The 13,780-nt window shown below is 70.7% G+C and carries 9 protein-coding genes and 2 pseudogenes; 3 read left to right on the top strand and 8 right to left on the bottom strand.

The features are described 5' to 3' along the window. From VXC91_RS47480 to VXC91_RS35705, 3 genes and pseudogenes are all read right to left on the bottom strand, one after another. Nucleotides 1-841 (bottom strand): annotated as a pseudogene (locus VXC91_RS47480) (DDE-type integrase/transposase/recombinase); the annotation flags it as partial. 22 nt (nucleotides 842-863) lie between these two features. Continuing rightward, a complete protein-coding gene (locus VXC91_RS35710; protein WP_329511510.1) occupies nucleotides 864-995 on the bottom strand; it encodes a hypothetical protein in 132 nt (43 codons plus the stop codon). Between the two features lie 415 nt (nucleotides 996-1,410). Continuing rightward, nucleotides 1,411-1,887 carry a transcriptional regulator gene (locus VXC91_RS35705; RefSeq protein ID WP_329511509.1) on the bottom strand — a complete coding sequence of 159 codons (477 nt, stop codon included), beginning with the start codon at nucleotides 1,885-1,887 and terminating at the stop codon, nucleotides 1,411-1,413. A 235-nt stretch (nucleotides 1,888-2,122) separates the two neighbouring features. On the opposite strand from VXC91_RS35705, the gene VXC91_RS35700 reads away from it, so the two are divergent. The 3 genes from VXC91_RS35700 (at nucleotide 2,123) to VXC91_RS35690 (ending at nucleotide 4,757) form a co-directional block, all read left to right on the top strand. Beyond that, on the top strand, nucleotides 2,123-2,356 hold the full coding sequence (locus tag VXC91_RS35700) for a helix-turn-helix domain-containing protein (protein WP_329511508.1): 234 nt from the start codon (nucleotides 2,123-2,125) through the stop codon (nucleotides 2,354-2,356). Between the two features lie 243 nt (nucleotides 2,357-2,599). Continuing rightward, nucleotides 2,600-3,202, top strand: a complete 603-nt coding sequence (locus VXC91_RS35695; RefSeq protein WP_329511507.1) for an RNA polymerase sigma factor — start codon at nucleotides 2,600-2,602, stop codon at nucleotides 3,200-3,202. Between the two features lie 82 nt (nucleotides 3,203-3,284). Then, the gene (locus VXC91_RS35690) at nucleotides 3,285-4,757 is read left to right on the top strand and encodes a BN159_2729 family protein (RefSeq protein ID WP_329511506.1); all 1,473 of its coding nucleotides are present in this window, start codon (nucleotides 3,285-3,287) and stop codon (nucleotides 4,755-4,757) included. A gap of 161 nt (nucleotides 4,758-4,918) precedes the next feature. Here the strand turns inward: VXC91_RS35690 and VXC91_RS35685 are convergent. The 5 genes and pseudogenes from VXC91_RS35685 to VXC91_RS35665 all read right to left on the bottom strand — a co-directional run. Continuing rightward, nucleotides 4,919-5,086, bottom strand: a pseudogene (locus VXC91_RS35685) (TetR-like C-terminal domain-containing protein); the annotation flags it as partial. 117 nt (nucleotides 5,087-5,203) lie between these two features. Then, entirely contained in the window at nucleotides 5,204-6,445 is a 1,242-nt protein-coding gene (locus VXC91_RS35680) for a TIGR02679 family protein (protein WP_329511505.1), read from the bottom strand. Next, a complete protein-coding gene (locus VXC91_RS35675) occupies nucleotides 6,435-10,571 on the bottom strand; it encodes a TIGR02680 family protein (protein ID WP_329511504.1) in 4,137 nt (1,378 codons plus the stop codon). Before VXC91_RS35675 ends, VXC91_RS35680 begins: the two co-directional genes overlap by 11 nt. Continuing rightward, nucleotides 10,568-12,043, bottom strand: a complete 1,476-nt coding sequence (locus VXC91_RS35670; RefSeq protein ID WP_329511503.1) for a TIGR02678 family protein — start codon at nucleotides 12,041-12,043, stop codon at nucleotides 10,568-10,570. Before VXC91_RS35670 ends, VXC91_RS35675 begins: the two co-directional genes overlap by 4 nt. Further along, nucleotides 12,040-13,563 (bottom strand): TIGR02677 family protein, encoded by a 1,524-nt coding sequence (locus VXC91_RS35665; protein ID WP_329511502.1) that lies wholly within the window; start codon nucleotides 13,561-13,563, stop codon nucleotides 12,040-12,042. Before VXC91_RS35665 ends, VXC91_RS35670 begins: the two co-directional genes overlap by 4 nt. Nucleotides 13,564-13,780 lie beyond the last annotated feature (217 nt).

Below are 13,780 nucleotides of genomic sequence, written 5' to 3'. Positions count from 1 at the left end.
ATATTTGGTGAACTCGCCGTTCACGGTGCGGAAGAACCTCTCAATCCTCCCGCGTCCTTCGGGGCGTCCGGGGACCGAGTGCACCAGCTTGATGCCGAGTTTCGCGCAAGCCCTCAGCAACCAGGAGTCGACGAACGCGCTGCCGTTGTCCACAAGATGTACTGCAGGACACCGCGGGCGGCCGGGGCCGGACGCAAGGCGGCGGCCAGACGGACGGGGGGAGGTCCCCGGTGTCCTGCGCAAATCCCCAGCAGTGCCCGACCACCGCCCGCGCATGGTCGTCGAGAAAGGCGAACAAGTACATCTTGCGGCCATCGATCCGCAGCCCGTGCAGCGCGTCCCCGACCCAGAGTTCGTTGGGCCGGTCGGCCTCGAACCGGCCGAAGGCGTCAGCGGGCCTGGCCGTTTTGAGCGCGATGAGACCGGTGCGGTGAAACATCCGCTGCAGCGTGCGCTCGTCCGGCGCCCAGCCCAGCTGAGCCCGTAGAATCCTCCTGACCTGCGCGGCCGCGCGGTCCGGGTTCTCCTTCTTCAGCGCCATCGCCAGCTCGACCACCTCGGGCGGGGTGCAGGGCTGGGACTGGCGCAAAGAGGGCGGAAGCGCGTCGAAGCCGCCCTGGCGCCACTCCAGGATCCAGCGGTCCAGCGTCCACCGGGTGATCCACACCGGCCGGCCGTCAGCGTCGATATGCTCCTACTGGGCCAACTTGCGCACCAAAGCACCGCGCTGCCGGCCGGTCAGGCCCGAGTCGGCGGCCTCACGGATAAGCATGTAGCGGAACAGGCCGATCCGCCGGGCTCTCTCCGTCCGGGCTGCCTCATCGTCATCTTTCTTCGGCACGTCCACCTTCCTCACCGTCTCGTCACGGGCATGAGCCCGCCGACGCCGTCAGGAACAACCCGCCAAAGGCCAGGAGCAGTTGGTGCTGATCGGCGATCAAGGCCATCTCGACGACAGCAAACGGCCCCGGCTCGCCGCGCAGGCCCGCTGCCACAGCGACACCTCGCCGACGCCCACCCAGCGCGAGGCCGCGGCCTTCCAGGCCCCGACCACGGCCACCACCGCGTCCGCGAACCGGCTCGCCGACGCGGCGGGCGGGACGGGATCGGGTCCGGTGTCAGCGCACCCCCGAACTGAACCCCGCCGACACGCAGGACCGGTCGAAGACGGTGATCGACAGCTCACACATCAGAACACTCAAAAACGGCAGAGCGCTCAAAGGCGGCCCACAACACAACCGAGCCCGACCGACACCACACACCGCCGACCCGGCCCACACCACACACCGCCGACCCCGGCCACCCCCGCGTGCGATCAGGACCCGGCCCCCTCCACAGCGGCAGGCACCACACGCCCCGCACGCAGGAGATGGGGCCCACACGCGCACCCCGCGCACCGCGCGCCCCCGCTCACCCCAAAGCGACCACCCCGAAATCACCCGCCGCATCCAGCTCCTCCTGCAACTGGATCGCCTGCGCAATACTCCCACTGAGCGTCTTACGGATGATCGGATCAGTGATCCCCCACGCATTCATCGCCTCATCCGGCGACAACACCCCCACAGCAACCTCCCCCCGCACACCCTGCGGCCCCCGCTGCTCCGGAATCAGACCGCTCTCCACCAACATCCTGCGATGATCAAGATTCAGGACCGTCGCCCACGTCGCCAACTGCGAAGGAAGCGGCAACGTCTTACCGTCCAACGTCCGACTGATCGTGGTCAGACTCAGACCGGTCACGGCCGCCAACTGCGCCCGACCACCCTGCCGCCGCCGCACGTCATACCCGGCCGCGGTCGCCACCGCCGTCAAATACGCGCCGACCCGCCGCGCCTGAACTAACCGCCTCGCCCGACTCCCGTGGGGGGGATCTTCCATGCTCCGCATGCACGGAGGGTAGCGCGCACGCACGCAAATCCACGCCAGTTGCACGCGTGCACCTTCGCAGGTCACAGGCCTAGATCCACATACCCGCAGGCCACACAACCGATCTCGCACCCCAGTACGAATCAAAATACCCTTGCGTCACTCCACCCCGGCAACTTGCATACGTTGCGTGCGCGTGGGCCAACCGCACGAATGCACCTCCCCGAGGGGGTCCCCGACCATGCTCCGCCTCCACATGACCACACTCCTGGTCAAAGCCAAAGAACTCGGCGACGAAACCGTCGCCGACATGGCCGAACGCACCGGCATCAGCAGATCCACACTCCACCGCCTCGCCGCCGGCACCAAACAACCCAGCCTCACCACCCTGTGGACCCTCCACGGCACCTACAACATCCAACTCGACACCCTCGTCTACGACGACCCCCACACCACCACCCCCAACCACCCCCACCCCCCACACACCTGACACCCCACCAACCCAACCCCCCAGACCACCCACCAACCCACACCCGGCCACCCGCCACCACCACCAGCCCCCACCACCAGCCAGCGATCACCACCCACCGGCGCCCACCACACCACCCACCACCGGCCGGCCACCACGGGCGTCCATCACCGGCGCCCGCCACCCACCAGCCGGCCACCACACAACAAGCAGCCCCCCGGCTGCCCATCACCAGCCAACCACTCAACGCCCCAGGAGCAAGCCTTGATCACTAAGGCTCACACCGTACCCACCCCACCACCCCACACAGAACCCGAACCAGCCCTCATCACCCGCGCCCAACAAGGCGACCCCGAAGCATTCGGCGAGCTCTACCGCATGCACCACCACATGATCACCACCTTCATCAGCAACCGCGTCAAATCCAACCCCACCCTCACCGAAGACCTCACCGCCGACGTCTTCGTCAAAGCCTGGGCCAAAATCACCACCTTCACCTGGACCGGCACCTCCATCCGCGCCTGGCTCTGCACCATCGCCCGCAACACCATCGCCGACCACTACAAAATCGCCGCCACCCGCAAACTCACCTACGTCGACCACATCACCCACATCGGCGACACCTGGACCACCCCCACCAACACCGCCGAAGACACCGCCCTCACCACCCTCGCCATCAACGACCTCCACCACGCCCTCAACGACATCACCCCACGCCAACAAGCCGTCATCCGCCTCCGCTTCCTCGCCGACCTCACCGTCACCGAAACCGCCCAAACCCTCGGCACCACCAACGCCGCCGTCAAAACCCTCCAATGGCGCGCCCTCGACTCCCTCCGCAAAGCCTACGCAGCAACACCCGCCTAACCCCCACACCACCCACCCCCGACAACACAAACACAACGACCAAACCACCCCACACACACCACCCCACACAAGGCGGAACCCCATGACCACCACCTCCAACCACCACAACCCCATCGAACACGACCTCACCCAACGCCTCACCCAACTCGCCCACACCTTCATCGCCGACCTCACCGCACAAGGCCACCTCATCCCCACCCCCCACACCTCGGACACCCCGGACACCCCGGACAACAACACCCCCCACCCCAACACCCCCCACGACCACACCCCCGACGACAACACCCCCACCACCCACCCAGAACAACCCCACCCACCCAGAACAGACCACACACCCACCGACCCACCCGATACCCAAACCCCCGACCACCCCCACACACAACCCACCCCACCCCTGGACCCCCCCGACCACCCCCACACACCACAACCCACCCCACCCCTAGACCTCACCGACCTCCCCACACCGCAACCCAGCCCACCCCTAGACCTCACCGACCTCCCCACACCGCAACCCAGCCCCGCCCACACCCTCACCGACCTCCTCACACCGCAACCCAGCCCCGCCCACACCCTCACCGACCTCCTCACAGCGCAACCCAGCCCACCCACCACACACCACACCTCAGACACCACCCCACCCCCCAACCCACCCACCCCCATGCTCCGCGGCGCCATCACCCTCCCCCGCACCACCCACCACACACCCCGCTGGGCCCGCACACCCCACCCCACCCACACCACCAACGAAACCCCCACACCCAACACGACCTACACAACAGACGAAACCGACACACCCGACTGGACCCACACCAGCAACGAAACCCACACACCCGACCGGACCCACACCACCGACGACACCCCCACCACAGACGACACCCACACGCTGAACACCACCGAACCACCCGACAGGACCCACACAACCGACACCACCGACCCCACCCCCACACCCCACCAAGCCCCCACCACGGACAACACCCCCACCCCCAACGAGTCCCACACCCCCAACACCACCAACACCCACCCCCACCCCCACCCCCACCCCCACCCCGATCCCGACCCCGACCCCGCCCAACGCGCAGCCGCCACCGCCACCCAACTCCGAACCGACCACGCCCACCGACTCGAACTCACCCACATCACCCCCCACCACGACCACATCACCATCCACATCAACGCCCTCACCCTCGACGACTGGGAATACTGGCTCACCACCATCGGCGCACCCCCCCACACACCCACCCACCGCATCGGCACCACCCAAACCGCCACCGGACACCTCAACAACACCCCCATCCACCTCACCGCCCACCACGTCCCCCACCTCCTCGACCAAGCCACCACCACCGCCGACGACCCCTACTACCACCACGGCCGCATCTACGACCTCGCCCGCGGCCACACCGACCGCCACGGCCAAACCTGGCTCTACACCGGCCAACGCCAACCCGACAACACCCCCCTCCTCACCCTCTACGGCACCAACCACCCCCCCTACCCCCTCACCACCATCATCACCACCAACGGCCCCCTCACCCCCACCCACAACCCCACCTGACACCAACAACACCTAACACCAACAACACCCCCCACTCAGTCGCAAACCACCCCCAGAACCATGACCCATACATCAGCAGCCACAGCCACAGCACGAACAACACACACCACAAGATCAGCCCGACTCCCCAGACAACATCCGGCAGTTCGGACCGCTGATGGTCAGGGTGTGGCCCGGTTCCGTAGCAGAGCGTCGAGGGAATCCACGATCCAGGCCCAGGATTCCTGTGCGCCGGCGACCCTGTGCTCGAAACCTCCGGCCAGCTCCAGGCTGACGTAGCCGTGGAAGACGCTGCCCAGCATCCGGACCGCGTGTGTCTGATCCGGCTCCTCTCCTGTGCCGACCGGGCGAGGGACGTAGAGCAGCTCGCGCTGCGCCATAAGAATGCGATGCTGCGCTGGCAGCTCGGTATCCGACCGCGGCCAACCTGGCCAGAGCGTGCGGCGTCAGGTGCGGGTGAGGTCGGCCAAGAGCGCGGGCAGCAGGCGCTCCTCCATGACGGCTTGACCCGACTCCCTCATGGCCCACGCCAGCTGGGGGTCCCAGGGGCTGGCCGCGGGCGGGCCACCGAGAGGTGTGGACTCGCCCTGGCCGAGGGCTTCCCGGTAGTCGGCGGTGGTCATGCGCCAGGGGTGCGCCCCATGGCGTTCCACGGCGGTGGCCGTGATGCGCAGGCCCGCCCAGTCGAAGTCGGCCCGCCAGTGCAGCCGGGCTCCTGTGCGTACCGCGTCGGCGAGCAGCTTGTGACAGGCGGCGGACGGTACGCCCTCGGTGCACACCAGGGCCGCGCTCCCGGCTTCGAGTTCGGCGGCGGCCGCGCGCAGGACGGCCGGGTTCTCGCACACGAAGATGTCCCCGGCGGCAGGGACCACGAGGTCGGATGCAAGCTGGTGGAGGGTGAGCCGGAACGGGATGCCGAAGTCGGCGGCATCGCGCAGCCAGTCACAGACCACCGTGTCGCCCTCAGGGCGGATACCCAGGACGAGGACCTGGCTGGCGAGGTCGTCGGCGATGGCGCCCGCACTCTCCCACAGGGCACGGCGTCCGGCCCTTTCACGCGGGACGTCGCCGCCGGTGCGCTGGGCGAGGGCGCGCAGGACGAGCTGTTCGAGCGGTGTGCCGGGGACGAGGGCTTTGGTGTCGCCGGTGGCCCATTCAGCGAGGACCGGAAGCGGCAGGATGCGGGAGGGGTCCTCGGGGAGTTGTTCCAGGACGCGCACCGCCGCGTCAATCAGGGGTGCGTCCCCGCGGCGCAGCAGGCGGGTGAGGGTGCCGTCGGCGGCGAGGCGGTCCAGCCAGGCCGCGAACCAGCTCTCGGTGGCTAGGCGGCTGGAGTGGGCGGAGGCCAGGACCTGCTCGCGGCGGGTGTCCTCGTCGGCGCGTTCGGCGGGCCGGTCACGCAGGGGGCCATTCAGGTGGCCGAGGGTCTGAAGCAGGCCGGTGCCGTAGCGGTCGTACAGGTAGGCGTCGAGGGCGGTGAGAGAGACGGCGAGGCGTTTGGCCGTCTCGGGACGGTAGCGGCCGGTGACGCCGATGACGGTGCGGCGCTCTGCCTCGCTGGGGGTAGAGAGGCCGATCTCGCCGTCGAGCGCGCCTGAGGTACGTTCCAGCCTGCGGCGGGCAGCGGCCAGCAGCCGGGTCCAGCCCTCACCGCGCAGTTCCTCGTAGCCGTGCGGCTCAGTCGGCAACGGCGGCCTCCTTCGGCCCGGGCACGCGGCGGGTGCCGGGTGAGCCGAGGGCGGAGGTGAGGTCGCCTATGCCGTCGGCGAGCAGCCTCTCGCCGTCCCAGAGGAGCAGCAGCGCGGAGACGGTGTGGTCGATCGCCGAGTGCGCGAGATCGTAGTGGGCGGCGGCGTGGACGGAAGCGTGTGCGGCCCACAGGTCGTAGCCGGTCATGAAGAGGTCGAGGTCGAACTGCGCGGCCAGCGACATCAGTTCGCCGCGGCCGGTGTCGTCGACGCCGGCGAACGCCTCGTCCAGGGCGAGCAGCCGCGGGGCGTGCGGATGTGCGGAGTTGAGCATGGCGTGCGCGGCGGCGAACAGCGGCAGGTGCAGCGAGACGGACTGCTCGCCGCCGGAGAGGCGGCTGTGCCGGGCGCGGGTGAGCCGCTCCTCACTCTTGTCGGGGCGTACGAGTTGGAAGGCGAACTGCCGCCAGCGGCGGTAGTCGAGGACCTGGGCCAGCAGTTCGCGGTAGGGAAGGTCGCGGTGGCGGGCCCGGGCGTTCTTGATCTGCGCGGCGAAGTGGGCGCGGATCCGGGCGAGTCCTTCGGGGCCGAGCCGGGCGGCGTCCGCGTCGAGGAGGGCGCAGACGGCGCGCTGCCCGTCGTCGAGGTCGTCGGCGAGCAGCCAGCTCACGCCGACCGTCGTGCCGGAGGACATCCTGCGTTCGCGCATGTCGGTGTTCATGCGCCGGATGAGGTCCCGGGCGTCGACCGTGCGGTCGTGGATTTGCTGGGCGAGCCGGGTGAGCAGGGCGTCCTCCAGAATCCGCTGCTCGGAGTCGCTGAGCAGCTCGGCCTGGTCGCGGCGGTGCTCGGCGATCTTCTCGGCGAAGGAGGCGACGGGCAGGAGGCCTTCCTCGTCGGCGACGCGGACGACGATCACGCCGTCGGAGCTGTCCCATTCGGGCCGGTAGTCCTGTCCGGCGGCGGCGAGCTGTGCCTGCAGGTCGTCCAGGGCCTTCGTCAGGCGGGTGACGGACTGCTTGACGCTGGTCTCGGTGGGCGCGAGATCGCGGGTGGCGGCCCGGATCGCCTCGTGGACGGCGACCGCCGCCGCGGGCAGTTCGGAGCCCGTCCAGTCGGCCTCCTGGGCGGGCCAGTCGAGGCTGGCTGGGCAGCGCAGGATGTCGAGGAGTTCACGGGCGGCGTACGGGGCAAGGCCCCGGGCGGTGTCCTTCTCCTCGGCGGCGGCGACGGAACGGGCCTCGGCCGCCGCGGAACGGCGGGCCTCGGCGGAAGCGGCGGCGGCGATGGCGGAATGCAGGGCGGCGGTGGCCGTCTCGGCCCCCCGGACCGCGCCGTCGAGGGCATCCTCGGCCTGCTGCACCTGGCGCATTACGTCCTGCGCTTCCGCGCCGACAGCCTGCTGAAGGGCGTCGAGCCCCGCGGCCTCCTCGGCGTGGCGGCGACGCGCGGTGCGCTCGGCGTCCAGGGCGGCTTCCTCGTCCTCGGCGGCCGCACTCAGCCGGTCGTGGGCGGCTCCTGCTGCCTCCGACTGCCGAGTGTGTTCGCGGCGGCGGGCGGCGAGTTCGCCTACCGCGGCCTCGAAGGCGCGGGTGGCCCTCTCGACGGCGTCGACGCGGTCGGGGGCGATGCCGTGCTCGGCGGCGGTGCGGCGCAGGGTGCGCTCGGCCACCGAGCAGACGGCCACGGACTCGTCGTACGAGGCCTGGGCGGCGTCGGCGGCCTCGCGGGTGGCGCGTAGACGGGCGGCGGCCTTGTCGAGTTCGCGCAGGGCGGCGGTGATACCGGCGGTGCGGGGCAAGGCGGCACGCGCGGCGGCGTACGCCTCAAGGCGTGCCTCGGTACCGGCCTGGGATCGCGCCAGCTCACCGAGTTCGGCGTCGAGTTCGGCGAGCAGTGCCTCGCAGGCGGCGATGCGGGCGGCGCGGCGACGCTCACGGGCGGTGGCGCCGACGTACTCGGCGTGCTCCTTGGTGTGCGCGCCGACGAGGATCCCGGCGACGTACCGGCCGTCCAGGGTGATCTGCGCGGAGCCGGAGCCGGGGTGGGAGGTGACGGCGACGGAGCGCAGGACAGCGGTGACGCGCGCGGCGGGGATCGGCGTGCCGTCCTCCGGGCGCAGCAGGTCGGCCAGGCTGGGTCCGTCGATGGGTGTGCGGGCATGCAGGTAGCCGTCGCTGTGCCCGGCCGGCACGGGGGTGTCCTCGGCGGTGACAAGCGCGTCGAGGAGGCCGGATGCCTCCAGGGCCGCTTCCAGACCCGCTTGTTGCTTTTCCGTCAGATGCTGGGCGAAGTCAACGAGTTGCCACAGCGGCACCCCCGCCTCCCGGGCCCGGTCGGCGGTGCGGCCGCGGGTGGCGGGAGGTGCGTCGTCATGCTCGGCGGCGATGCGTTCGCGCTCGGCCTCGGTCTCGGCGCGGCGGCGTTCGAGGCCGGTGCGCCGGCCGCGCAGGGCGGCCAAGGTGTCGCGCAGTTCCTGCACGGCGGGGGCGACGGCCTCGGTGAACGTGTCGGCGAGGGTGGCCGCTTCCCCTTCGCCGGTGATGTCCTCGCCGGTGAGGTCGAGCGCTTGTGCGAGGCGGTGGGCGGCGCCCTCGGCAAGGAGCAGGCCATGGGCCTGTGTCCACTGGGCGAGTGCCTCTCGCGCCTGTGCGCGGGCGGCCTCGAGAGCCCGCTCGACGTCGGTTTCGGCGGTTTCGGCGCCACGGACCGCCTCCTGGGCACGGTCGAGGGCGCTGCGGGCGAGGTCGCGGGTCTGCTCGGCGCTGCGGCAGTCCTGCTGCGCGGCACGTACGGACCGCACGCCGTCGTGACGGGCGGTGGCGAGCGCGGTGGACCGCTCGGCGAGCCGGACGGGTTCGGCGTCGGCCGGGGTCCAAGCAATGCCCGCGCTGTGGGCGTGGTCGGCGACGGCGGCGGCGTCACGGGAGGCGGCGGCTTCCAGCTCGGCGGCGAGCTGGGCCGCGCGTTCGGCTTCGGCGCGGGCGCGGCCGGTGGCTGTGGTGCGGCGTTCGCGTTCGGCGGTGGCCTGCTGGGCGGTGTGCTCGCAGGTACGCACCAGGCGTTCCAGGTCGGCGAGCTGCTCGACGGCCTGGTAGGCGGCGGAGGAGCGCAGCTGGTCGAGGCGGGCTCGCAGGGCGGTGAGTGCGGCGTCGGCGGTCTCGGCGTGGGTCTCGGTGGCGGCCTGCTGCTCGCGGGCTGCCGCCAGTTCGGCTGCAGCGGTGTCCAGGGCTGCGGTGCGTGCGGCGGTCTCGGTGCGGCGGGCGGTGAGCCTGTCGGCGGCCACGCGGGCGTGGACCCGCAGGTAGGTGGAGTAACCAGCGAGGAAGGTCTGGGTGGCGTCGTCGGCGGCGGCCAGTCCTTCCAGGGTGCGCTGCACGGACTCCATGTCGTCGAAGGAGCGGGCGGCTTCGGCGATGAGGTCGTCGTCCAGCGGGCGCAGGCCCTCGGTGAGGGTGTCGGAGAGCTTGGCCGGGTCGAGGTTCTTGGCGAGCTGCGGGCGGCGCAGGGTGAGGATGAGGGTGAGCAGCTGCTCGTACCGCTCCCGGCCGAGGCCGAACAGCCGCTGGTCGACGGCGGCGCGGTAGTCGGTCGGGGAAGGGATCAGCTCGTGGCCCAGCTCGGCGGCCAGCTGTTTCTTCGTCATCGGCCGGTCGTCGTCGGTGAGGAGGGAGAAGTCCTCGCCGATGCGGCCGTCCGTGACGAAGTGCCAGCGGGCAGGGGTGTCGCGGTGGCGCTGGGCGTGCAGGCCGATGCCGCAGGTGACGGCCTCTCCGGTGGCGCGGTGGGTGAACTCGATCCAGACGTAGCCGAGTGCGCTGTCCTGCCCCCGGAAGAGCAGGTTGGACTTCATCGTGCGGTCTTCCGCGGCGAACGGGTTGAGCCGCTTGGGATCGATACGGCCGTCGAGGACGAACGGGAAGAGAACTTCGAGGGCTTTGGTCTTGCCGGAGCCGTTGGGCCCGCGCAGCACCAGCCAGCCGCCGGCGAAGGAGAACTCCTCATCCCGGTAGTCCCAGAGGTTTACGATCCCGGCACGGGTAGGGACGTATCGGGTGGCTGGGGTGGGGGCAAAGGTGCCGGCCTGCGCCGGGGTGCTGGCCGGGGCGGGAGCCGGGGTGCTCACGGCGTCGAGTCCTTCACGGTGTCGTCGGCGAACAGGGCGGTCTGGGTGGAGGGCCGCGGGGCGGGCACACGGGACTTCACACGGGCGCTGACCCCGCGGTAGCGGGCGAGGAGCGGAAGCGCGAGGACGCCGCCGTCGACGCGGGCGACGAGCGACAGGGCGGCCAGCAGGTCCAGGACCTGGGCAAGCAGCCGGTCCGGGTCCTCGCGCAGGTCGGCGGCGAAGCCCTTGCCGTACTCGCCGATGATCTCCTTGAGCCTGCCGCGCAGCCAGGATTCGGTGACGAAGGGGTAGCGGATCTCCTCCGACTCGTCCTCTTTCCCCTCCGCCTCGTGCGTCTCGTGTGCCGGCTCCTCCTCCAGTGCGGCGAGTTCGGCGAGCCGGCCGCGTGCCGGGAGGGCCGCGTCGATGCGGCGCACGCGGGCGGCGAGGCGTTCCGCGGCGGTGGCGGCGGGCAGCAGGTCGGGGGCGTGCCGCCCGGTGCGCCGGGCAGCCTCGCTGATGCGGGCGCCGAGGAGCAGCGCAGCCTGGGCGACCGTGCCGCCACCGGGGAAACGGATGTCGGACAGCCTGCCGGAGGTGTCGACGAGCGCCACGCCCTCGGCACGGCGCTCCACGGCAAGGCCGGTCAGGCGCTGAAGGTCCTCGGCGAGCGAGGGGGCACGCAGCTGGCCCAGCAATTCGGGTTCGGCGTCGGCGTAGTACGCGACCGGGTTCTCCACCACGAGACGGCGAGCACGGCGGGCCTGATCGCGGCGCTGTGCGTGGCGGCCCGTGGCCAGGCCCAGCGCGCTGCCGGAATCGAGGAGCCCGGTCACCGAGGTGAGGTGCTGCAGGACTCGAGTGGGCTGGTGGACGGCGGTGAGAATCTCGCGGTCGATGTCGTACAGCGCCTCCGCACGCTCGGGGTCGCCGACCCAGGCGGTGGCGGAACCGTCGGTCAGGGCGAGGGCACCGCGCTCGGTGAGCCAGGTGACGGCGTCGACGAAGGCGTCCCGGTCGGTCTTGCGGGTGGTGTCCAGGCCGAGGCCCTCGATGCGCGCGGCGTCGGCGGCAACCGCGTCGGCGAGTTCACCGAGGGCGACCTGCGCACCATGGTGGCCCAGAGCGGCGAGGGTGAGGACGAGGTAGGCGTAGCGGCGACGGTCGAAGGGGCGGCCGGCGCGGGTGACGGCGGGCCGCGTCACTTCCAGGTGGTCCTGCACGCGCAGCAGCCGGGCGGTGTCGGCCGTGGTGACGAGCCGGTAACCGAGGACCTCCATGAGGTCGGTGCGCAACTGCGCGGCCCAGCGGCGCACGGTCGCCAGGGCCGCCCGGTCGGGGTAGGAGGGTGTGACCAGCGGATGCCGCAGAACCAGCCGTACGGCCTTTTGGTAGTCGGCGAGTTCAAGAGGTGAAACGTGCTCGGCGACACGCTCCCCTGCCCGTCGCCCACCGTCGGCCGGAGCGACGGTGCTACGCGCTGCACTCATGCTGTGACCTCCAGTCGCAGCCCGTCCAGGTGCAGGTTGCCGCGGACGGTGTGCACGGTGGTGGAGCCCGCAACGGGGGTGAGGGTCAGGCGTACGCCGTGGGCTGAGCCCGAGGCGGCGCAGACACTGCGGCTGGCCGGGACGCGAGCGGCGAGCGCCACGTCCATCAGCGCCAGCAGGACCCGCGTCTCGGCCTCGTCCAGCACCCTGCCGTGCGCTCCGTCCGCAGCGAGCGAAGCGGCGGCCGTGCGACGCTCGGCCTGCTGCTTCAGCTGTTCGGCGCGCAGGCGTTCCCGCTGGGCTTCGTTGCGTTCGATACGGCCCGGGCCGTGCAGGCCGGGACTGCGGCCGGACTGGACCAGGGTGCGCGCCAGCTCGACCGGTTCGGCCTCCCACCAGGACGTACGTCCCGGGATCAGCTCGGGGTCGGCGTACGGGACGGCGATGTGACGAGGCGCGCCGAGCCCGAAAGCGACCTGGAAAAGAGCATGCGCGTCCTCGTCACTCTGGCAAGACGTGAACCACTGGGCGAGGTGCCGCAGTTGACTCTCCCGGCTCACCCCGCCGCGGCGGGCCTCGGTGACCCGGCGCAGCAAGGCCAGGACGGAGCGGATAGCGATGACGGTGGCGTCCTGCAGCCGCTCGGTCTCACTGTGCTCGCGCTCCGCGAACCAGTGGACGATGCCCCGCCAGCGCTGCCGCCAGTCCTCAAGGCGTTCGGCAGGACTGCGAAAAAGCCGCTCGTCGGCCTCGGCGGCGTACTCGATCATCCGGTCGACGCCAGTGGCGGCGGCCTTATCGACGGCCTCGGCGAGCAGCGGGGCGTAGCGGCCGAGCTCCGCGGTGAACTCCCGCATGTGCGCGAGCAGGGCGTCCTTGTGGGCGAGGAACACCTCGGGCCGGGTGTCGTTGGTCCGCGCCAGATCGCCGAGCATCAGGTAGAACCGGGCGGAGCGCTGCGCCATCTCACTCAATACGAAGTCCAAGCGGCCGAGCTTGCGGTAGACCTCCTCGGCGTCGCCGGCAGCGTTGGCGTCGGCCAGCGCGTGAAGGTCGGCAAGGATGTCAGGGAAGACGAGCCGGGACAGTTGGGCATCTTCCAACCGCGCGCCCAGTACGTCCTCCACCGCCCGGTAGGCACGGAAGCCAGCCTGGGTGAACTGATAAACGTAGTGCCGGTTACGGTACTCGGCGAGGTTCGCGGCGCGCGTCCCGTCGTAGGACCGGTCAAGGACCTGCCAGTCGGCAAGCGCGTCGAGCAGCGGCTGCACATCCCCGACGGCGGTCGCATCGGGATGATCGGCGGCGAGCCGCTTCAAAAGTTCCACCGCGTCCGAGGCGTGCAGCAGCACCTGGTAGTTGGCCCGCCCCCGGTCGAAAGCACGCAACAGCCACAGGTACTCGTGGCGTTTGTCCGCAGCGGCGAAATGGAACAGCCGCAGCCGGTCGTCCAGAGTGAACGCGTCGATACCGAAGGCGTCCTCGTCGGCGGCTTGCGGGGCCACGGACTCATCGGTCACAGCTGCGGGACTCTCCCATTCTGTCAAAGACGGCTAAGCAAGACACCCATTGTGCCGCACGGGCCACCGCCTCCTGCAACGCGCTCCTCACGCTGCGCTCCCCGCGCTACCGCGCGCCGCCCGAACTGTCCGATTACTCCCGAGACGGAACTCCCGTACCACTCCTGAATATCGACACCGACTCTGAGCAAGAACAATAGCTGCGATGCCGGCGGGA

Source organism: Streptomyces chiangmaiensis (assembly GCF_036281785.1).
Lineage (GTDB): Bacteria > Actinomycetota > Actinomycetes > Streptomycetales > Streptomycetaceae > Streptomyces > Streptomyces chiangmaiensis.
This window is presented reverse-complemented; position numbering and strand designations above follow the sequence as displayed.